The following is a 19,880-nucleotide window of genomic DNA, read 5'->3' on the forward strand; positions in this document are numbered from 1 at the left end:
ATGGCGCTGTCGCCCGCGCCGGTTTCGCCGCCCCTGAGCCTGTACCTGCACGTGCCCTGGTGCGTGCGCAAGTGCCCCTACTGCGACTTCAATTCCCACGCGCTCCAGGGCGACATCCCCGAGGCGGCCTACCGGGACGCGCTGCTGGAGGACCTGGCCGCCGACCTGCCGCTGCTGGATGATCGGCCCATCCAGACCGTGTTTATCGGCGGCGGTACCCCATCGCTGATGAGCGGCGCCTTCTACCAGAGCCTGTTCGCCGAGCTCCGGGCCCGGCTGCCGTTTGCCCCGGACGCGGAAATCACCCTGGAGGCCAACCCCGGCACCGTCGACCAGAGCCGGTTTGACGGCTTCCGGGCGGCGGGCATCAACCGGCTGTCCATCGGGGTGCAGAGCTTCAACGCCGCGCATCTGGAAGTGCTGGGCCGCATCCACGATCCGGACGGCGCCCACCGGGCGGCCGAGGCGGCCCGCCGCGCCGGCTTCGACAACCTGAACCTGGACCTGATGCACGGCCTGCCCGGCCAGACCCGGGAGCAGGCGCTGGCGGACCTGCGCGCCGCCCTCGACCACCGTCCCGAGCACCTGTCCTGGTACCAGCTCACGCTGGAACCCAACACCGAGTTCTACCGGCGCCCGCCGACGCTGCCGGACGACGACCGGCTCTGGGACATCTACGAAGCAGGCGCCCGCTTCCTGCGCCAGCACGGCTTTGACGATTACGAGGTGTCCGCCTGGAGCCGCCCGGGGCTCGCCTCCCGGCACAACCTGAACTACTGGACCTTCGGGGATTACCTGGCCCTGGGGGCCGGCGGCCACGGCAAGCTCAGCCTGGCGGACGGACGCATCCTGCGGTACTGGAAAACCCGCCAGCCGGAAGCCTACCTGAAGCGGATCGGCAGCCGCACCGCCGGCCAGGACGCCATTGCCCCGGACGAACGGCCGCTGGAGTTCCTGATGAACGCGTTGAGACTGAAAGGCGGCGTGGACACCGCCCTGTTTGAACAGCGCACGGGGCTGTCCCTTGACGTCTTCGGGGACCGGTTGACCGAACTGCGGGCCCAGGGGCTGATCGCCCCGGACCGGCTACAGGCCACCGAAACCGGCCAGCGTTACCTCAACAGCCTGCTGGAACGGTTTCTGTAAGGCCGGCCGACGTAGTCGGTGCGATCCGGTTGGTGTGACCCTAGTTAGTGCGATGGAACAGCAGATCCCAGACGCCGTGCCCGAGGCGCTCACCGCGCTTCTCGAACTTGGTCATCGGCCGATGTTCAGGGCGGGGTGAGAAAGCGCCGGGGGCCTCGGCGTTGGCAAAGCCCTCCGCCTCGTTCATCACCTCCATCATGTGCTCGGCGTAGTTCTCCCAGTCGGTGGCCAGGTGCAGCACGCCGCCTACCCGCAACTTATGGCGGATGCGCTGGATGAACTCTGGCTGGATCAGGCGGCGCTTGTGGTGCTTCTTCTTGGGCCATGGGTCCGGGAAAAACACCATCACCCGGTCCAGGCTGGCGTCCGGCAGGCACAGGTCTATCACGTCATTGGCGTCGATGCTGTAGATGCGGACGTTTTCAAGGCCTTTCGCCTCGATGTCCTTGAGCAGCGAGCCCACCCCGGGCAGGTGCACCTCCACCCCGATGAAATCCTGCTCCGGCGCGGCTTCCGCCATCTCCGCCAGGGACTGCCCCATACCAAACCCGATTTCCAGGTTCAGCACCGCGTCCCGGCCAAACACTTCCCGGGGATCAATCACCCCCTGCTCCCGCCCCAGGCCGAAACGCGACCAGCCCCGGTCGAAGGCCTTCTTCTGCCCGTCGGTCATGCGGCCCTGGCGCAGCACAAAGCTGCGGATGCCCCGGCGCGTGGTCACCGGCTCTTCGGCGCCGTCCGGGGTGTTCGGGGAAGTCCGGGTCGGTTTGTCGTGGTCACTCATGGGCAGTCCTTCTCTGGTCAGCGGATCAGGCCGGCTGGCGTCGTGATATCAATGAAGTCAGTGTGCAGACAGTGGCGCCCAGTTTACCAGACTCCGGCGCGCTAGACCGCCGAGCGCGCACCGCCGGCCTGCCGGTCAAGCTGCCGGTAGCCGAGGGCTTCCACCAGGTGCTCGCCGGCAATGGCGTCGGCCCCGGCCAGATCCGCCAGGGTCCGGGCCAGCCGAAGAATCCGGTGCAGCGCCCGGGCCGAGAGCCCCAGCCGCTCCATGGCGCCCGCCAGCAAGCGCTCGCTGCTGGCGTCCAGCGCACAGGCCTGCGCCAGCGCCGCGCCGGTGAGCTCCGCATTGATGGTGCCACGGCGGACCTGGCGGTCCCGCGCCGCCTCCACCCGGGCGCGCACCACTGCGGTGCTTTCTTCCGCCGGGGCAGACTGCATCAGCCGTTCGGAGGCCTGAACCGGCACCTCCACGTGCAGATCAAACCGGTCCAGCAGCGGGCCGGAGATTTTCGAGCGGTAGCGCAACACCTGCCCCGCCGAGCACTGGCATTCAATGGCCGGATGGCCGCTGTAGCCGCAGGGGCACGGGTTCATGGCGGCAATCACCTGAAACCGCGCCGGAAAACGCACCTGGCGAGCCGCTCGGCTGATGGCAATCTCGCCGGTTTCCATGGGCTCCCGCAGCACCTCCAGCACCCTCCGCTCAAATTCCGGCAGCTCATCGAGGAACAGCACACCGCGATGGGCCAGGGAGATCTCCCCGGGGCGCGGGCTGCTGCCGCTGTAATATATTGTATTAAGTGCGACACTCCAGACAGACTTTCAATAGGTTTGAAGTAGCATTATGGAAAAAGATGCGACAGAAAAGGTCAAAATAACTGCCATGAAACCGCATTTGATTAGGAATAACTGCGACATCATTCGGCCACGGCAAGTGCGCCGAATCGGTCCTACGCGAAGAAGCGTTTCCGGTCGGGTAGCGTTCAGAGGACAAACTTCCATATCTTTCGAATCGACCCTGGAGCGAGATTTTCTTTACAGAATGGAGTTCTGCGCCTCCGTGCTCGATGTGATTCCTCAGCCAGTATCTGTGCCGTTCCAAGGCGTGAATAACCGCTTATACCAATATACACCTGACTACCTGGTGTACTACCGCCTGGGGAATCACAACTATGACAACTATCCCAAGCCCGTACTGGTAGAAGTCAAACCGGAAAAGGAATGGCGAGCCAACTGGCGGAAGTGGTTACCAAAATGGAAAGCTGCGTGGCGCTATGCCCGACAGCAAGGGTGGGTGTTTCATATCATCGATGAATCACGTATTCGAGGCGTTGCCTTAAACAATATCCGCTTGCTGCGAAGATATGAGCATATGCAGTTCCCATCAGAAGAAAGCCTGATGCTCCTGGAAACCGTGCGTCAGATGGGGAGCACCACTGTCGATTATCTTCTGGCACGTCACTTCATGGGGATCTATCGCGCAGAAGGTATTTCTCACATCAGACATTTGCTGGCGACAAGGCAACTGAATTGGGATGTCAGCTGTCCACTCGACGAACTGACCGAAATCTGGATACCGACTTATGAGCAACATTGACTCAAAGGCACCTTACAACGAATCTTTCGAACCTCGACGGGGCCGGATCGACATAGAGGTGGGAGCTCTGGTGCAAAGCCAGGGCACTGTATACCGCATCATCCAGCTCATTGACTTCGACTCTGTCATTGGAACAAACGTCGAAACAGGCCGAAGCGTGCCTTTGAGAATTGGTGAGCTGCGAATCATTGATGCTGTTGAAAATCCGTCGCCTGAAGCCCCACAAGATCTCTCCGACATTGTCGATGAAGACTGGCAAATAGCGCAAAAACGGTTTTCTGCGATTAAACCACTAATTAACGAACCCCACATTGGGCGACAGCAGGCCGAAAAACGTGCAGCAGAAGTCAGCGTGAATGTCGCGACCATCTATCGCTGGCTCAAACGATACAAGGCTTATGGTTCGGCAACTGCATTGATTCCAATGAAGCGGGGCTGGAAAGCCGGTAATCGCCGGATCACTAAAGAGGCCGACGATATCATTGCTCAGGTGATTAAGGATTACTACCTCACCCTTCAGCGGCCCCCAGTAAAAAAGGCGGTTATAGAGGTCCATCTTCGATGCAGCGAACGAGGGATTACTCCACCATCCCATATGACTGTCAGAGCGAGGATCGCCCAGATCTCAGAAAAGGATAGGCTGAGAGCGCGAGGTTTCCGGGAAAGGGCTCGGAACCGGTTCACGCCCGTCCCAGGTCGATTCCCTAATGCCGATTATCCCTTAGCCGTTGTGCAGATCGATCATACTCCAGCGGACATTATTTTGGTCGATGACGTTTATCGTAAACCCATAGGCCGCCCTTGGATTACCTTGGCCGTCGATGTCTGCACTCGCATGGTGACCGGCTATTATCTATCGTTTGATCCGCCCTCAGAGACCTCTGTCGCCATGTGTGTCGCAAACAGCATACTGCCAAAAGATGAGTGGCTTCTTCTTAATCACGTGAATGCTCAATGGCCGGTCTGGGGCATTCCAAAAACCATTCATGTGGATAATGGGGCGGATTTTCGTTCCAACAATTTCCAACAATCCTGTTTAGTTTACGGCATCGATCTGGAATTTCGCCCAGTCCGGCAACCTCGCTATGGTGGTCATATTGAACGACTTCTCGGTACATTACTCCGTGAAATCCATGAACTTCCGGGTACCACCTTCTCTTCAATCAAGGCAAGGGAAGGATATGATGCAGAGAAGCATGCAGCGTTAACTAAAACCGAGTTTGAAACTTGGTTGATCACGCTGATATGTAAGGTGTACCACCAACGGCTGCATACAAACTTAGGAATGTCGCCATCTCGTAAGTGGGAAATAGGAATATTTGGGGATGCAAATACGCCTGGAGTAGGCGTTCCTCCACAACCAGCTGATCGCATGACTGCCCTTCTGGACTTTTTACCCTCATTCCGACGGACCGTGCAGGCTTTTGGAGTAACGATTGATGGTATGCGTTACTACGCTGAAGCACTCCGCCCATGGATCAATTCAACTGATCCGGATACAGGTAGAAAGCGACAAATGGTTTTCCGCCGTGACCCCAGGGATATCAGCTGCCTTTGGTTCTTCGATCCCGATATCGGCCAATACTTCAAAATACCGTTTGCCGACCAGGCATTGCCAACAATGAGTATCTGGGAATACCAGCAGGCACGAGAAAAACTTAAGCGAGAAGGTCTCTCGAGTATCAACGAACACCAAATCCTGCGGTCGATTTCTGAACTTAGGGTACAAGTGGAGGAAGCCCAGGAAAATAGCAAGAGAGCCCGCCGTAAAGCCCAACGCCGCAAAGAACACGAGCGAAAGCTAACACCAAAAAGCTCGCCTGAAAACCTCGCTCCTTCGCCCCAGCTTCACCAATACGACGGATTGATTGAAGGCGACATCGATACGTATGGAGACATCGCATGAGCGAGAAGCACCACATTCATCCTGACTTCCGGCATATCCTGGCCCTGACTCAACAGGAGCGTATCGACTTTCTGGATGAGCCACGATGGGTCGGCTACAGCTCCGCCATTCGGATTATCGATTCACTCCAGGGCCTGCTTCACAAGCCCAAGCGACCTCGCATGCCCAACCTTTTGTTAGTTGGCGATTCCAACAACGGCAAAACAACCATCATCCACCGTTTTATGGATCTATGTGGGAAAGGCTACGTGAACGAAGAGGCCGAGCCCGTAAAACCCATAGTTCTGGCAGAGGCACCACCGAGCGCTGACGAGAAAGGGCTGTACATGTCAATCCTAGAGCGCTTTTTTACTCCGTATCGTGCTAGCGATCCCACCGCCAAATTGCGATATCAGATCATACACTTGTGCAGATCGTGTCACGTTCAGATGCTGGTCATTGATGAGTTTCACTCCCTGCTTACCGGAACACCAGTTAAGCAACGCGAAGTTATGAATGCAATAAAGCTTCTCTGCAACGAACTGGCTATCCCTATTGTGGGAGTGGGTACGCGTGAGGCTGTACGGGTATTACATAGCGACCCTCAGCACGCTAGTCGGTTCGATGTCTTAAGTCTGCCTCTGTGGCAACTTAATCCAGACTTCCAGCGTTTGCTTGCCTCATTCGAGCAAATTCTGCCCCTGGAGCGACCTTCGCGCCTACACCAGCCAGAGCTGGCCTCGGTTCTGCACACTATCTCAGGGGGAAATCTGGGGGACCTACATCGACTGCTGGTCGAATGTGCTAAGGAGGCGATTCAGTCCGGAGCGGAGCTGATTACTCGTGACATTGTTGAGGCACAGTCTTGGCTCCGACCGACGAAGGGGATTCGAGAGATTGTCACCTGATGATACCTTGGGTACTTTCAGTGCCAATAATGCCTTCGGAAACGCTTTCTTCCTGGCTGACGCGAGCAGCGCTCACCCAAGGTTGCGACCCTCTAGTGCTAACAGGTTCGATTTGGCCAGAATGGCGGGTTTGGGCAGTTGATATTGACCGAGGCCTAGACGACCGAAAAATTCCGCCTCTTTCTGCAGCTTCTGGTATTCCGGCCTCCTCCTTCAAGTTAGCCTCTCTGCGTATAGAAGCTGAGGCTGTGGCTGGCCGTAGACTCCAAAGATTGGGGACTTGGCCATGGATATTGGGGCTGGGCTCCAGAAATCGCCAACGGCGGGGCGGCCTTCAATACTGTCCTGCCTGTCTCCAAGAGGACTCGAAGCCTTACTTCAGACGCCATTGGCGGTTTGCGTGGCAATACGCTTGCCGGGAGCACCAGACACCCTTGATGAGCCATTGCAACCAATGCCTGGCGCCAGTGCAGCCTCACAGGCTCAATGCTGGCGCTGGCACACTTGCCGTGTGTCCGATCTGCCGGTTCGACCTCCGCAATGCGCCCCACTATCGACTTAACACCTCAACCAATCTCTTCCAGGCAACGGCAGAACTGGTTGCAGGCTCCTCCCACGGCGGCAGCTACTTTGGTCAATCTTTGACCTCAAGCGAATGGTTTGCCGTAGCCCGCTTTTTCACAAGCCTCGTTCGGCTTGCACTGCGACAGCCTGAATCCCGTTTAGCGACTGCACTGAGGTCTCTTCAGATATTACATGACCATCACGATAATACGCCTTTGCTCGCTTTACCGCTGGAGTTGCTGCTGCCCATTGAGCGCGATTTCCTGTTCGAGCGAACGTATCGCCTCATGCTGATCGCTCAAGATGACCTACTACAAACCTTTCTGTGCGCGGGGGTGACGGCCAACTGTCTGCGGTCCGTTCATGGGAGCATTCCTCCACCTCTTTTAGAGCTTGTTTTACGGCTCCCGCTCAAAAGCCGGCAACCCAGGTCACCAAACAAAGCAGTTCCCACACCTCGATCACGTCGATCAGTGCTCATGACCTGGGTTCGCCTGCAACGAAAGCTGGGGGGATAATGGAAATGCTTGAGCAAAAACAGAAGCTCTGTGACGAGTGCGGACGAGTCGTAGCAAAGATCCACCGAGTCGTGCGTTCTCACCGCTACTGCTCGACGTGCTACGCACGTGTCTTCCATGTGCGGTTTTGTCCCCAATGCGGCAACGCACGACGCTTACCTAAAGATGTTCCTGGCGCAATTTGTTCAAAGTGCGAGGCGTCGAAACCCTGTATTCGGTGTCAAAAGGTTAATTTCGATACGGGTCTAAAGACCAGATATGGCAGAGTCTGCAACGCTTGCTCTCCATATTTTCGACCCCACTTTCCGTGTGATGCCTGCGGCGAATCATCCTCCCGGCGTTCACGAGTCTCCCACCTCGGAAGCCATCAGCGTTTGTGTCCGCGCTGCCAGAGGGAGGGCTTTAGAACCTGCTCGACATGTCGCCGCTTTCGGTCAGTATGCTACACATCCCCTGATGGTCGTCCTTTCTGCCAGCTATGCAATGAGATTGGAGAAGTACCTTGCAGAGTCTGCGGGAAATCGATGCCCGCAGGTCGTGTTACCCGCTGCGAAGAGTGCTACTGGCTCAGCAGTGCAACACGACGTATTAACATTGATCGCGAAGCCTTCTCTGGTTGTCATCTGGCTGATGAGTTCACTCGCTTTGGGAACTGGCTGATCCTGACGTATGGAAGTAAAACAGCGGCCCTGTCGGTACACAAATACTTACTTTTCTTCCTGGAGATCGAAAGGATATGGGGTGACACCGTCCCAGCATACCGAGCTCTCGTTACCCATTTCAAACCCGAGGGTCTGCGCCGAGTAAGACGTCCCATGAAATGGCTTTCCCTAATTCATGGGATCTACCCAGATCAAGCTATACGAAAAGCCGCCTCGGAAGAGGATCAAATCGAAAGGGCGTTGTCAGCCTTTTCACTCGACACGGAGGCTGCTCAGGCAATCAATGGGTACGCTAATCGACTTCGCCAACGTCAGCGCGAAGGCAAAACGTCTGTACGCTCGGTTCGACTGGCACTAACCCCAGCGGTAGGCATCCTCCGGGTGGCGGCCGAATCGGGCCGTCCCCTACCGAACCAAGATCTGTTGGACTGCTACCTCAGCGAACGTCCCGGGCAACGAGCTGCGGTTACCGGTTTTATAAATTACTTAAACGACAAGTACGAGTTCGCCTTGTCGGCTCGGAGGGATGTTACTCGAGTCCGCCAAAATCGGCGAAAGAAACTTGAGTATCTTCTCGCAACCATGATGCGCCAGAAATGGAACCACGAGGACTTACTGCACCAATGGCTTCCTGTTGCCTTGGAGTACTTTCACGACATAAAAGTCCCCAAACACATGGTGCAGTTATTACTGAAAACCATGGAATACGCAGACGATTCTGGTTTGGCGCTGATCGTCAACGGCCAAGTCCATTACATACCGGTACCCAATCCAGGGATAGATTTAATCCATCGATACCTCTAGCTCAAGAATTCGCATCCTGTTGTTTCATTGCTGTCGAAAGCTCTATTTTCTGCTGGTGTTGGTGAAGGAATCAGTGTGATGAGCAATATCAGCGCGTGGTAGGTACTGATTTAGCGGGGGCAACTACAGTGGCAGACGTAAATCTCATCCGACATTCAGCATCGTCACTGGTCAAACAAATTAGCCGGAAGGCTCATCAGGTCAAGTCCAGCTAGCTACCGCTGGCGATTTGCTTTTCTTTCGAGTTAGACAACGACAGAATACAATCAAAACGTTGATACTGGGAGGTGACAAATGAGTACCAAAGCCTCTATCGCGGCAGGCGATAAATTTCATCTTTACAACGAAGAGCTCCTGTCATCGGAGCCTCGTTCAGTCTTCCTCTCGCTCGAGAAACCGGCTTCTTTCGAGGTTTCGAAAGAGACTTACAAAGACCGGGTTGTCGAAAGTCTCACCGTTGAGATTCCCTCAGAGATTTTGGATGAGATCGCGATCAAATGGATCAAGTACCGCAAACTCCAGGGCGCGGTTGGCGGTCCAGTTGGTATGGAATGGGGAAGTCCCGACTGTCCCTATGAATAGTTGAGGAACTGGTATACCAGCGCGCCCATTTATCGTTCCGGCCATTGGATAATGGGCTCAACCCAACCGGGCCCGGCTAGTCCTACCGAGAAAAGAACTCGAGGTAACGAATGACATCCCGGAAGCCTTCAATTGTGCCCAGGTGATCAATCGGTCTGCCGTTGAATGCAAGGTTGTCAGTTCTCAACCAATGGGCCAAATTGTCAGGATCGTTACCAATCACGGCGACCATTCTGTCTCTGAGCGCTTCAAAGAGAATTCTAACGTCTTCCTTGGAATAACTTTCCAAAAGCGCATGCTCAGACAGTTCGTCTCCGGACACACCTAATTGCTCAGCTATGTCAGGGGCCACTTGCTCTGTATCACTGTCCATATTTCAGCCGTTCCAGGCTTTCAAAAACTTTCTTGAGCGAGTCGAGTTCCCCGGTCACCACAAAATCCGACGGTGTGCGGCCACAATATGGTGAGTTGTGGTTAACCGCTTGCATAAAACCGTAGAAATTCTCCGGATTCTGGAACAGCTCTCTGAGTGAGGCATGGATGTTCAGTATATAGGAGATCTTTAACAATTGGCGCTCGGTTAGTCCGTTGAGCACCTCCGATGAGTTCAAAAGATCCCGATCGATGTTTAAAATGAACCCTTGATCTGCTTCTCCAATACCCCATAAGTCCAAAATCTTCAGCGCCGTTATCAGGCCCTTCTGATGCTGTAGAAGTGTTTCGTCTCGGGATTCGTGGCTCATCATTGGAGTGCATCTCAAAATGAAATTCTAGATTTCCATCCATATCATCCTAGTGCAGTATGACCGGTGATGTGTGGGATCAGCATTATTCTCACTCTACGGTGGTTGGTTACCCCGCCCGCTTTGCATCAAAGTAGCGTCGAGCTTCCATGAGGTGCTTCATGGAGCCTCTCGCCATAAAGTCCAGGGCAGACGTTCCAGCGAAAGGATCTTCACTGGTTTTCAGTCGAACCCGACGGTTGGCGCGCCCGGCCGTTGGATACATGACTCTCAAGGATTTGTAGATGCCCAGGATGTAGCTGATGCGCTCTAAGGTATCCCGCAAGAGCTTAACGTGCGGCAACTTCCGATAATTGGCCAGCTTGCTCCGGGACACCCCACCGAGCATCTGCCTCATCTCTTCCTGGGTGCAGTCCCACTCGCGACAGATACCAAAGAATCCCTTGAGAGCTACATGTCCTTTGGCTTTTTCTTTATCGATAGCCATTATTCTCGTCCGTTCTTGGGCTGCTCTCGATCTTCCATGAAATCGTCCGCTATGCCCTCACTCATCGGGTACAAGGAATTCTTCCCAGACAGGATCAGTTGGCCGGTCGTAGCATTTGACTGAGCCCTTGAGGCCTTCCAAGGGTGTAAGCTCCTGAGGGAGCGGTTGAGCCAGTTCGTTGGCATGGGCAGTGTAGGCATCGAGGCTTTCCAGAAGCTCTTTTCCGTCATGCGTTGGTGGACATAGGTCCTCTTGCAGAGTCAGATGCACCCCGGTTAGTGCGCTTTAGTAGCTGAATTTACTATTTAGTAAGTCTCGTTACTAATTTGCACTCATTGCTAGCGACTTGCGTGCTGTTTGGATAAAAACACCATCACACTGTCGCTAAACGGATCCGCTGTCGACATCTTAAATACTTTGAACGGCAGGCAATTAGGGGGGGGGGCAGAATTTGCCCCCCCCTAATTGCTACTATCTTGCTTCAACCAGATAGGGTTCGATTGCCGCTTTGAGCTCCTGCGACGGGGACTTAATTACCAACCTATCCGAGACGATCTCGTGAACGACCATTAGCGACATCGCTTCGTGGCCAAGAACGTTAACCATTACACGGTTGCCTAGGTGATCCCTCGTCATCGTTGCCATTTGGTTACTCCCACTCGGTGTGAGTTTCAGCCAAATTGCTCCGTCAGAGATGATGGCAGCCTCAATCGCATCTTCGGTCAAGTTTACTGTGGCAGCATGACTCTCCTGAGCATGTGCATGCTGCGTTTGAGTGCCGCACGCGGTTCCGATAACTAAAAGTGTAAAAACCAGGAGTCTTAATAGCATGGGTTCTGCGGCATCCCCTCTGTCCAGGTTGACTCAACACCGTATGAAACCACGAATGCATCAGAATTTGTCGACACCTCGAAATCCCATCCCATTGGCTCTTCTCCAAAGGCCACAAACGTAAAAGTGACACTCTGCTGAGGCAGGATGATTGACTCCTTCGTTTGTCCAAACGGAGACGCATCCTTGACGGAAATTGTCGTACCTAGGATGTTTTGGTTAGTGAATGTCAGTTTGACTGCCTGGCCAAATGATCCACTGATTGTTGATGCGCCAGTCAACGCCCCACCTTGCCCTGCGACCGGCACAAATTGATCCGTGCGGATAACTTGTACAGCGTCGATGGCCAAAGCAGAGTCTACGATTGTATCCCCAACATCCTGCACCTCATATGCTAACTGGACCGTCTGGCCTACTAGCCCGGAGAGGTCGGTGTTGTATCTAATTTCAGGCGTAGCTCCGTTGTATCCAAGCAAACCTGACGACCAGGACGAGCTGTTCACGTTGCCACTGGCTATGATTTCGACTTTACCTGGCGCAGTCAATCGAGCGAGATAAGTATCGTTGTACTCTGTACCAAAGTACTGCGGCCACTCGTTTGAAAGAAACCGAATACGGCCAGAGACTTGCTCATAAGCAGGCGGGACTACAAATGCTTGGCTCAAGCTCCCCTTAGCTGATTGTGAACCAGCATTACTGACAACCACAGCTTGAGTTACCGGGCAGCCATTCGCAGCTGCATTCTGTGCTCCGCCGAGAAGTATAATTGCAGTGTAAGAGATAACGACACCCAACTTTGGCGTAGCTTTGCTCATAATATCCATATCGTAATTCTCCCTTAGTTGCCAGAATCGGGGGTTGTGAAAATAAGGTTTCGATCGACGATGGTCACTGAACCTTCGGTGGACCAGCCTTCTAAGCCATTCTCAAACCCCGCGTTCAGAAACTCGGGATTGACTGTCTGAGGAGCAGTTATTGTCACGTTGCGCGTAATCTGTGAGGCAAAGCTCGAGAGCACTCCAGTGGTAGAGCCACTTGCACCAGTGTCGTTGTTGAAACCAACGAGAATCAGGGTCCCATCACCATGCACATTTGTCAGAGTAAATGATCCGTCGCTTGTCGATATTGCCGAATACTTCCTGTCTGTATCAGGAAAGATGGCTGTTACGAGAGCGGAGGGAACAGGGAACCCGGCTTCGTCATAAACGGTGCCATAGATTGCGCCACTACCCGCGAGGTCTACAGTGACGAGGACGGAAGATGTGTTTTCAGTTTCAAGCAAGCTGCCTTGCGCGGTACCTGTTTTACCATCAGCTGTTGTCACATCAACAACGTAAACCCCGGCTTCCGTCAGATCCTCAATCGAAAAAAGGCCATCGCTATCGGTGGTTGTTGTAAAAGTCGATCCCGATTCAATGAAACTGACGCTAACGGTTGCGCCACTCACTGGTGCCTTGTCGTTAAAGCCAAACACGCCACCATTTATAGTCATTGTTTCTGGTTCAAAGTCGCCAGAAATGACAGAGATCACCCGCTCAGCTTCGGAGATTAATGCGGCTGCATAGCTTTCTTCAACAAACTTTCCGTTTCGCTTGCTGATGCTGGCAATGTATTTGTCCAGCTCTTGAATCGCCTTGTCATTGGCCTGTTTAGCATAATGCTTCTCAGCATTGGCGACTCGATGACAAAGTGCGACTTTCGGGGGATTACCCACAGCGGGGTCTAGCGTCATTGTAGCAAGCTGCTTAAAAGGCTCCGAAAGAGTTTCACATGCAGCAGTTCCATTATTGCTAGCATGAGCCTGAAGTGAAGTGAGTGAAATAGTGATTAATGACGTGAATAAGACAAATAGCCTTAGCATTTTAAGCCTCCATGTTTTCGTTTAAGTCCCTTGCGGCTAACACCTTCAGAAAACACTGAAGTTATGTCGCCACCAACACCATACTAGGAGAGAATTACAACTTCTGTGTAACGAGGCGTGTTTATGAGTTATTTTTTGTAAGCTGGCACTTACCTTTATAGTTAGCTGAAAAAAATTAGCAATGCTGGCAAGCTCATAGCGCACCAACCCAGTAGACGCCCCTGCTTTATTTGAACACGAGGGCATCCACCCAGCGTCCGACCATGTTTAATTTAAACCTGTGGCCAGAAATTCGGGAAGTGCCCGATATCACCGCAAACACTGAGGGCTAATTAAAGTCTCAATTATCGGTGGCGGCTCACTGCGTGTTCGGATGACGTTGTAGATCAGCTCAGGAGGCTTACGGAAGATACGCCCGCCCACATGGTGGAAAAACTGCCAAAAAGCGACTGCCACCCGCCGGGAAAGGTCTTCCGTTTTGCAGCAATCCTTGTAAAGCTTTTGCGATTTGTTGCAGCCGCAAAATTCGTCGTCATGAAGCTCGTCGAGTCTTTCATAGGCGAGTGGTACGGATTGACGACCCGGCCACCGTCCGAAAATTCTCAAATGCTCATGCCGGAAAGCCCAAAGTGAATATAAATCAATCAGTTGAACAATGCTTTCGCCAGGCGCCCATGTCCGATCAACAGGATCAAAGGCGCATATCGATCCGTCCGGGAAGTTTGTGTGTCGCGGGCCAATCCATTGCCAAGATACAGCGGTAGTCCAGAACCCCCAACTTCTCGGCTTTAGGTCGCGGGAGAACGGAAGGGCAATAAGGAATGTGGCCTTCTTTCCAAGTCCGGGGAGTACCGTACTCTCTGTTAGCAGCCACAACCCTTCCGCCCGATGCCACACCACCGTGTCAGGGTAGGCGGCCAGAACTGCCTCTAAATCAGCACCGTATGTGGTACGAAGGCTTGACTCGAAGATCGGTGCGGCTTCACAGGTCTCCCCGGATCGACTGGTCGACCTTTGCCATCTGGCGGTCCTTTCCCGCGGTCTGGCTTCGGATCTTCTCTGTTGTTGGATGACATAATCAGTGTCCTCACCCGGTGTTGAATGTGCAATGACGGCATCGCCGGGCTTTACAATCCCGCCATTGTGCACGCGCGGATACTGGTCACGATCAAGCTGTAACCCTATCTCCCGCAGCGAATTTATCGATTTGATGTCCATTATGATTGCATGCCCGACTAGCAATCAGGCAAGTCATCAAGATTGTTTCTAGACGTGTTATCACGGTCAGTCCTGAGGTATTTCCCCGTGATACCCGGGACGACCCGTATTTCTGTGCGGCCGGATTTCCAGGGCACATAATAGGTATGAGTGCCACTCTCGATATCCCGGATCGCGTCGGATTTGCTCCGCGGTGACCAGGATTGGCCTTCATTGCACAGTTTAGTGATGTCACCATCACGGTCCTTTCCAGTCTTGAAGACAGCTCTGTCTGCCATTGAGATTCTCCTTGCAACTTCATAAATAGTCATATATTATTTGACGAATTCGTCAAGCGCAAAGCTAAAAAGAAAGGCCCTGCCAGCCCGAAACGTTCGTCAATTTAAACTTTACGGATTCGTCAAGTAGATGTCAACACCCGATGGAAAGCTATTTAAGAAGCGGCTGAGCGATACCAGAAAGCTACGCGACTTCAGTCAGGACGGGCTTGCCAAGAAGGCTGGACTGCCCTCTACTGCTATTTCACATTTTGAGTCTGGTGCTAGGAAGCCGTCTTTTGATAACTTGAGGAAGCTAGCCGATGCCCTCGATGTCTCGATCGACTACCTTATGGGGCGAGTAGACGAGATGACTGGGAACCTCACCGGCGACGTGGAAATATTCCGGGACTATCAAAATCTCACAGACGATGACCGAGAGCTGGCCCGCGATTTCATGGCCCGGCTTGCCAAACGTAACAAGGATAAAGCATAGAGGACCTTCATAGTGGACGAGATTTGGCGAAGGACTGCTACCAAACTTGGCGAAGAGCTTGCACGGGAACATTTTAACTCTCTCCCGATTGATCCATTGCAGATCGCCAAAAATCTTGGAATTGAAGTCGAAGCATTGCCGCCTGAAAAGAAAACCGTTTCCGGTACGTTGGTACAGGCCGGTAATTTTTTCGGCATCCAGTATGCCACTTATATCGAGAGCCTCGGATTCCAAAACTTCTGCATTGCTCATGAGCTAGGGCATTATTCCATACCAGGTCACCCCGAAAAGCTCCTGGCATCCGGCATACACGAGTCCCATGCTGGGTTCACTTCTAGTGACCGCTGCGAGCAAGAAGCCGATCATTTTGCCGCTGGTCTACTGATGCCGTCATTTCTATTCGATCCTGCGATGGACAAGGCACAGAGCGGCTTAACGGCGATCGCGTCTCTTTCCAGCCTATGCAGTACATCTCTAACTGCAACCGCGATTCGATATGCCCAAAGAACGCCCGACGCGGTTGCCGTGATAATTAGTGAAGGCAATATAATCAAATATTGCTTTATGTCCGATGAGTTGAAGGAAATCAGAGGGCTGAGCTGGATCAGGAAAGATACGCCGTTGCCTCGTGATACCGCTACCTACAGATTTAACCAACTGCAAGATAACGTCCTCAAAGGCGCTGCGACTGATGGCGAAACGAACCTATCCTCGTGGTTCGATTGCGATCAACCTTTTGATGCATATGAGGAAGTTAAGGGGCTCGGTCAATACATGAGAACCCTGACGGTTATCTCGATTGATGAGCTGCCCGATGAAGAGGACGAAGATTTAATTGAGTCTTGGACGCCAAGATTCAGGAACTAAGGATATCGCCCTAAAGAGCCGGATATAACACTTCTATAACAATTTATCACAACATGAAATAGAGCTGGTTAGTGACCAGCAAGCGATCTTCGAAAGAAATGGAGTTAGCTGATCTCCGCATTTTTCCCGTGACAGTTAGGACTTGGAGTATTTTAGCCTGCTGCAGCCGAAACAGCGCGTGCTTATATTGGGCGAGAGTAGCTGGTGACCTATTGCAGGTTTTGAAAATCAGATCTTGAACAGTAAAGGTATCCGATGCAGATAGAAACTCAGGTATGTCCTCAGCTAATGCGTTTAATACGCGGCTATCTGCATCATCATCAAAAATAAAATCGAAAGTTCTCTGATCTGCAATCGCTTCAAAGGTCGGATCATACCCCAACATCATGTTGAGCCCATCGGCTCCGTGATGTTCGAAAGCGTTCTGACTTTGCCAATGTGTTAGCAACATTTCATTGCGCGCTGTTGGATGCGACGACAAATGAATAAGCCAATATGCGCGGTTGCTTTTTCGAGAAACAATGAAAAATGGCGTATAAAAAGATGCACCACACTGACTTTGTATTTCGTCATAAAGCAACTGCTCAATTAGCAACCGACTATGTTTTATCTCTATCGAGCTCTGAAGGTCTGGATGCTTAAGAATTCCTTCTAAATTTAACCTTTCCAACGCCTTAACGAAACTCGATTTAGTAGACATATAATTAATCAGGCTATCTGTCGAAAATGTAAGCAGCACTTCCGTGCCGCTTGGAAATTGCCTGAACAATTGCCTCAACACGGGAGGAGGAACATCTTTGTAGCCGTATTGATCTAAAATGAAAATATTTCTGGGCTGCCTGCTTTTACTCTTAATTTCATTACAGATTGCTGGCAAGACTTTCAAAAAATCATTATGGAAAATGTGAACATTCTTCTCACTTGATAGACCAGATTCCGTCAGTGCGAATCTCAGTTGCGCAACTGCCTCGAAATCAATCTCAACGAAGAAATAGGTGGCATCCAAAACAAAAGGCTTGATTCTTCCGGCCGAATTGATTTCAGCTTCTGCAGCTTTCATTGTCTGCATAAGAAGCACCGGAGAACCAGGAAGTATATCTGAACCAGCGGGCGAACGATAACGTCCACCGCCAGCAAACCCATCTATGACGTTTATCCGAAAACGATCAATAGTCGGATTCTTTGTAAAAACTGCGATATATCTCCGAAGATAATCACAAATTATTTCATGCTTTACTGAGCTATGGCTGTCCAGCACAGGCGGATTGGCAATATCTGACCAATCGTAACCTTTTTTCTTTGGCATCCGGCCACCTTATTATTCTATGTTTTAGCACAAGAAAATCGCGTGTCTATACGTTTATCGCCGCGATACGAGGCATCTCGTCCCAGACTCTGCCTTGAAATTCGCGACCATTCGCCTTCTTATTTCTTTTCTTTCCGTCTGAGCCCCACGTTCCCCACTGCTTGAAGAAAAAGGCGACGCCCTGAGCCTCACACTGGCGCTGAACATTGTCGACCCACTCCTCTCTCAGAGGCCGGGCGTTACGACCGGATTCCCCGCCAACAATTACCCAATGGATATCAGCAAGATCAACTATGCCTATGTCCTCAAGCAGCGGCTCTACAGAAAGGAATCGCACCGTGGCGTCAACTTTCCTTAGATGATCAATTCTTGGCACACCATACTTTACATCCTCTACAGAGACGCCCAGCCAAGCGTTTTTCGGAGCATCATTCAACTTAAAGTAATCCGCCATCCGGTCAGCGCGTTTGGTCAGTATCTGATATGTGTGCTGTGGAGTACGAGCAATGACATCAAAGACTTGGTCAAGAAATCTGTCTGGAACGGCCTCATGGAAAAGATCGCTCATCGAGTTAACGAAATATTTGGTTGGCTTTTTCCGACGTAACGGCTGCTCAAGACGCTCTGTCAAAAGAGAGAGCTCAAAACCATTCTCGTATCCTGGGGTGCCCATCGCCTTTAGGCGCTTGGCCATCTCCTCAGCGTAACAATGCTTACAGCCAGGCGATACTTTCGTGCACCCAGTCATTGGGTTCCATGTGTGCTCTGTCCACTCAATCGCGCTTTTGTTGCTCATGTTCGCCTCCCTCGATGAAGTCTACTGTACAGAAAACCAGATCGCAGCTACACAGTTTATAGAGTATCATATTCGATCATTCACTATAATATGAATATCTGAATATGTTCACGCAAGAGGACTTGGCCTTATCTTTAAAGAGTCACATGGACAAAAACTCACTAACTCAAGCTCAGGTCGCAAAAGAGCTAAAGGTTAGCCAAGCATTCATAAGTCGAGTTTTGAATCGAAACTGGGCCAAGAAAAGTGAAAAAATCATTAAAATTGGCAAGGCTCTGGGCGTCAGGTCGGCGGTCGACCCGCGACAAAACGAAGAATTAATGCAGGCACTTTCAGAAGTTTGGAATGGAGAGGTCGATGACGCAAGGGTTTTAGCCAAGTGCATTCGAGCAATAGGTGAAGCGCGGAAACATTCTGTTCTCTGATTGTACCTCTGCGCTCAGACCGTTATTTTCAGCCGAACATCATCCCGATAGGTGAAACGTCGAGTTCGCTTTGAGGCGTCATCAGGATGAATGATCAACTGTCCCCTTTGCTCCAGCGGCTTAAGAGCGTTTTTCTTGAATTGAGAAGAGTGATATATAGTTCGGTCGGACCCTACAAAATGGGCAATCTGCGCTGGAGTAACCCACCGGTCAGCGAATTCTTCCGAAATGGCATCCATCAATGGCGTAAAGTCTGGAGAAGAAATATCCAACTGGGCGTTAGTTCCGCCCCGAAATACAAAGTCACCTGAGGGCGCAACATTCCATATAGCAGCTTTCATCTTATCCGCCCCCTTCCATGATTGTGTTGCAAAGAATATGCTGTAAACGTGCCTATTCCCTTTAAACAATTCAAAATGTACAGCGTTGGTTGCTTTTGATTCTTTCAATTTCTGCTTATACAAATCGTAGAGTAGATCCTTTCGCTGCGATTTATCAGATATCGATTGAACCTGGACCCATTCCTTACTTCCAAACAATTCATCAAGATGAGGAGAAAATTCTTTGGATTTCAGAAATCGATTAATGAATTCATACATAACTGATACATAAACTTCTGCTCTTGGGTTCTGCAAAATTCTATGAATTACAGACATTGGGGTATCAGATACACCAAACGGGTCTATCATGGCAAAACAAGGTGCTAACCGCTTGTTCTGTTCCTCTATATAGCCAAGTAACTCGCTCATTGCATCATCAAATGAGACGCCAGCATATCGAACTTTGAAATTTTTCGGCAATGATGGATATTTATCGGCAACAAGAGCTTTGAGGTGCTCCAACCGCTTTTTATTGGATTCGACAAAATAAAAAATGATCTCCTGATCACGAACTGCCTGATGTCGGTGAGACATTGCAGCCTCTAATGCGATAATTGGCGAACCAACATGACCATTCTCATATTCTCCCGGACCCGCGAAGCCATCTATTATTAGAAGTCGACCGTGCCACTTTGAGAGTATAGGCAACCAAGCATTCAGATAACTCTTGAAAACCAGATGCTTACCCAGAGAGTGCTCCTCCAGCTCCCACAGGGTTTTATGATTCTTTGCCACTGAGATTCTCTCCCTTTACAACGAACTCG

At 51.9% G+C, this 19,880-nt stretch carries 21 protein-coding genes and 1 pseudogene; 10 read left to right on the forward strand and 12 right to left on the reverse strand.

What is annotated here, in order from left to right; genetic code table 11:
* Positions 1-1,146: a radical SAM family heme chaperone HemW gene (hemW, locus tag V3388_RS09855; RefSeq protein WP_336367381.1), complete on the forward strand. Its 1,146-nt coding sequence runs from the start codon at positions 1-3 to the stop codon at positions 1,144-1,146.
* A 40-nt stretch (positions 1,147-1,186) separates the two neighbouring features.
* Here the strand turns inward: hemW and trmB are convergent, their stop codons facing one another.
* Positions 1,187-1,930: a tRNA (guanosine(46)-N7)-methyltransferase TrmB gene (gene trmB, locus V3388_RS09860; RefSeq protein ID WP_336367382.1), complete on the reverse strand. Its 744-nt coding sequence runs from the start codon at positions 1,928-1,930 to the stop codon at positions 1,187-1,189.
* Positions 1,931-2,031: 101 nt separating this feature from the next.
* Positions 2,032-2,709 (reverse strand): annotated as a pseudogene (locus tag V3388_RS09865) (ATP-binding protein); the annotation flags it as partial.
* A 64-nt stretch (positions 2,710-2,773) separates the two neighbouring features.
* Here V3388_RS09865 and V3388_RS09870 point away from each other — a divergent pair.
* The 6 genes from V3388_RS09870 (at position 2,774) to V3388_RS09890 (ending at position 9,449) form a co-directional block, all read left to right on the forward strand.
* Positions 2,774-3,526, forward strand: a complete 753-nt coding sequence (locus V3388_RS09870; protein ID WP_336367383.1) for a heteromeric transposase endonuclease subunit TnsA — start codon at positions 2,774-2,776, stop codon at positions 3,524-3,526.
* Positions 3,513-5,432, forward strand: a complete 1,920-nt coding sequence (locus V3388_RS09875) for a Mu transposase C-terminal domain-containing protein (RefSeq protein ID WP_336367384.1) — start codon at positions 3,513-3,515, stop codon at positions 5,430-5,432. Before V3388_RS09870 ends, V3388_RS09875 begins: the two co-directional genes overlap by 14 nt.
* Complete coding sequence (locus V3388_RS09880; RefSeq protein WP_336367385.1) at positions 5,429-6,319, forward strand: TniB family NTP-binding protein; 891 nt, start codon at positions 5,429-5,431, stop codon at positions 6,317-6,319. Before V3388_RS09875 ends, V3388_RS09880 begins: the two co-directional genes overlap by 4 nt.
* Before the next feature lie 29 nt (positions 6,320-6,348).
* Entirely contained in the window at positions 6,349-7,401 is a 1,053-nt protein-coding gene (locus tag V3388_RS16400) for a TniQ family protein (protein WP_442915648.1), read from the forward strand.
* 524 nt (positions 7,402-7,925) lie between these two features.
* Positions 7,926-8,867 (forward strand): hypothetical protein, encoded by a 942-nt coding sequence (locus V3388_RS09885; protein WP_336367386.1) that lies wholly within the window; start codon positions 7,926-7,928, stop codon positions 8,865-8,867.
* Positions 8,868-9,161: 294 nt separating this feature from the next.
* A complete protein-coding gene (locus tag V3388_RS09890) occupies positions 9,162-9,449 on the forward strand; it encodes a hypothetical protein (protein ID WP_336367387.1) in 288 nt (95 codons plus the stop codon).
* Positions 9,450-9,531: 82 nt separating this feature from the next.
* On the opposite strand, the gene V3388_RS09895 is transcribed toward V3388_RS09890, so the two are convergent.
* The 7 genes from V3388_RS09895 to V3388_RS16405 form a co-directional block, all read right to left on the reverse strand.
* Positions 9,532-9,822, reverse strand: a complete 291-nt coding sequence (locus V3388_RS09895; RefSeq protein ID WP_336367388.1) for an MbcA/ParS/Xre antitoxin family protein — start codon at positions 9,820-9,822, stop codon at positions 9,532-9,534.
* Entirely contained in the window at positions 9,812-10,195 is a 384-nt protein-coding gene (locus V3388_RS09900) for a hypothetical protein (protein WP_336367389.1), read from the reverse strand. The genes V3388_RS09895 and V3388_RS09900 overlap by 11 nt, the downstream gene beginning before the upstream one ends.
* Positions 10,196-10,301: 106 nt before the next feature.
* Positions 10,302-10,679: an antitoxin Xre-like helix-turn-helix domain-containing protein gene (locus tag V3388_RS09905; protein ID WP_336367390.1), complete on the reverse strand. Its 378-nt coding sequence runs from the start codon at positions 10,677-10,679 to the stop codon at positions 10,302-10,304.
* A gap of 821 nt (positions 10,680-11,500) precedes the next feature.
* Entirely contained in the window at positions 11,501-12,334 is an 834-nt protein-coding gene (locus V3388_RS09910; RefSeq protein ID WP_336367391.1) for a hypothetical protein, read from the reverse strand.
* Between the two features lie 14 nt (positions 12,335-12,348).
* Entirely contained in the window at positions 12,349-13,371 is a 1,023-nt protein-coding gene (locus tag V3388_RS09915) for a carboxypeptidase-like regulatory domain-containing protein (RefSeq protein WP_336367392.1), read from the reverse strand.
* A 309-nt stretch (positions 13,372-13,680) separates the two neighbouring features.
* Complete coding sequence (locus V3388_RS09920; RefSeq protein ID WP_336367393.1) at positions 13,681-14,589, reverse strand: hypothetical protein; 909 nt, start codon at positions 14,587-14,589, stop codon at positions 13,681-13,683.
* A 17-nt stretch (positions 14,590-14,606) separates the two neighbouring features.
* Positions 14,607-14,900, reverse strand: coding sequence for a DUF3892 domain-containing protein (locus V3388_RS16405; protein ID WP_442915635.1), 294 nt, complete (start codon positions 14,898-14,900; stop codon positions 14,607-14,609).
* A 97-nt stretch (positions 14,901-14,997) separates the two neighbouring features.
* On the opposite strand from V3388_RS16405, the gene V3388_RS09925 reads away from it, so the two are divergent.
* Together V3388_RS09925 and V3388_RS09930 are read left to right on the forward strand one after the other, a co-directional pair.
* A complete protein-coding gene (locus V3388_RS09925) occupies positions 14,998-15,342 on the forward strand; it encodes a helix-turn-helix domain-containing protein (protein WP_336367394.1) in 345 nt (114 codons plus the stop codon).
* Positions 15,343-15,354: 12 nt separating this feature from the next.
* Positions 15,355-16,209: an ImmA/IrrE family metallo-endopeptidase gene (locus V3388_RS09930; RefSeq protein ID WP_336367395.1), complete on the forward strand. Its 855-nt coding sequence runs from the start codon at positions 15,355-15,357 to the stop codon at positions 16,207-16,209.
* Positions 16,210-16,255: 46 nt separating this feature from the next.
* On the opposite strand, the gene V3388_RS09935 is transcribed toward V3388_RS09930, so the two are convergent.
* Positions 16,256-17,515 (reverse strand): three-Cys-motif partner protein TcmP, encoded by a 1,260-nt coding sequence (locus tag V3388_RS09935; protein ID WP_336367396.1) that lies wholly within the window; start codon positions 17,513-17,515, stop codon positions 16,256-16,258.
* 46 nt (positions 17,516-17,561) lie between these two features.
* Positions 17,562-18,311, reverse strand: a complete 750-nt coding sequence (locus V3388_RS09940; protein WP_336367397.1) for a DUF5131 family protein — start codon at positions 18,309-18,311, stop codon at positions 17,562-17,564.
* 146 nt (positions 18,312-18,457) lie between these two features.
* Between V3388_RS09940 and V3388_RS09945 the strand changes: the two genes are divergently transcribed.
* A complete protein-coding gene (locus V3388_RS09945; RefSeq protein ID WP_336367398.1) occupies positions 18,458-18,736 on the forward strand; it encodes a helix-turn-helix domain-containing protein in 279 nt (92 codons plus the stop codon).
* A gap of 14 nt (positions 18,737-18,750) precedes the next feature.
* Here V3388_RS09945 and V3388_RS09950 read toward each other — a convergent pair whose 3' ends face one another.
* Positions 18,751-19,851 (reverse strand): three-Cys-motif partner protein TcmP, encoded by a 1,101-nt coding sequence (locus V3388_RS09950; RefSeq protein ID WP_336367399.1) that lies wholly within the window; start codon positions 19,849-19,851, stop codon positions 18,751-18,753.
* Positions 19,852-19,880 lie beyond the last annotated feature (29 nt).

This window comes from Marinobacter sp. C2H3 (assembly GCF_037080155.1).
Taxonomy (GTDB): domain Bacteria; phylum Pseudomonadota; class Gammaproteobacteria; order Pseudomonadales; family Oleiphilaceae; genus Marinobacter.

Bases quoted from the DNA above. Each gene is read 5' to 3' on its own strand.
- V3388_RS09900 (WP_336367389.1), bottom strand. From the start codon at position 10,195: ATGATGAGCCACGAATCCCGAGACGAAACACTTCTACAGCATCAGAAG.
- V3388_RS09910 (WP_336367391.1), bottom strand. From the start codon at position 12,334: ATGGATATTATGAGCAAAGCTACGCCAAAGTTGGGTGTCGTTATCTCT.
- V3388_RS09935 (WP_336367396.1), bottom strand. From the start codon at position 17,515: ATGCCAAAGAAAAAAGGTTACGATTGGTCAGATATTGCCAATCCGCCT.
- V3388_RS09915 (WP_336367392.1), bottom strand. From the start codon at position 13,371: ATGCTAAGGCTATTTGTCTTATTCACGTCATTAATCACTATTTCACTC.
- V3388_RS09945 (WP_336367398.1), top strand. From the start codon at position 18,458: ATGGACAAAAACTCACTAACTCAAGCTCAGGTCGCAAAAGAGCTAAAG.
- trmB (WP_336367382.1), bottom strand. From the start codon at position 1,930: ATGAGTGACCACGACAAACCGACCCGGACTTCCCCGAACACCCCGGAC.
- V3388_RS09895 (WP_336367388.1), bottom strand. From the start codon at position 9,822: ATGGACAGTGATACAGAGCAAGTGGCCCCTGACATAGCTGAGCAATTA.
- V3388_RS09885 (WP_336367386.1), top strand. From the start codon at position 7,926: ATGCCCGCAGGTCGTGTTACCCGCTGCGAAGAGTGCTACTGGCTCAGC.
- V3388_RS09925 (WP_336367394.1), top strand. From the start codon at position 14,998: ATGTCAACACCCGATGGAAAGCTATTTAAGAAGCGGCTGAGCGATACC.
- hemW (WP_336367381.1), top strand. From the start codon at position 1: ATGGCGCTGTCGCCCGCGCCGGTTTCGCCGCCCCTGAGCCTGTACCTG.
- V3388_RS09890 (WP_336367387.1), top strand. From the start codon at position 9,162: ATGAGTACCAAAGCCTCTATCGCGGCAGGCGATAAATTTCATCTTTAC.
- V3388_RS09905 (WP_336367390.1), bottom strand. From the start codon at position 10,679: ATGGCTATCGATAAAGAAAAAGCCAAAGGACATGTAGCTCTCAAGGGA.
- V3388_RS09920 (WP_336367393.1), bottom strand. From the start codon at position 14,589: ATGGACATCAAATCGATAAATTCGCTGCGGGAGATAGGGTTACAGCTT.
- V3388_RS09875 (WP_336367384.1), top strand. From the start codon at position 3,513: ATGAGCAACATTGACTCAAAGGCACCTTACAACGAATCTTTCGAACCT.
- V3388_RS09870 (WP_336367383.1), top strand. From the start codon at position 2,774: ATGGAAAAAGATGCGACAGAAAAGGTCAAAATAACTGCCATGAAACCG.
- V3388_RS16405 (WP_442915635.1), bottom strand. From the start codon at position 14,900: ATGACTATTTATGAAGTTGCAAGGAGAATCTCAATGGCAGACAGAGCT.
- V3388_RS09940 (WP_336367397.1), bottom strand. From the start codon at position 18,311: ATGAGCAACAAAAGCGCGATTGAGTGGACAGAGCACACATGGAACCCA.
- V3388_RS09880 (WP_336367385.1), top strand. From the start codon at position 5,429: ATGAGCGAGAAGCACCACATTCATCCTGACTTCCGGCATATCCTGGCC.
- V3388_RS16400 (WP_442915648.1), top strand. From the start codon at position 6,349: ATGCCTTCGGAAACGCTTTCTTCCTGGCTGACGCGAGCAGCGCTCACC.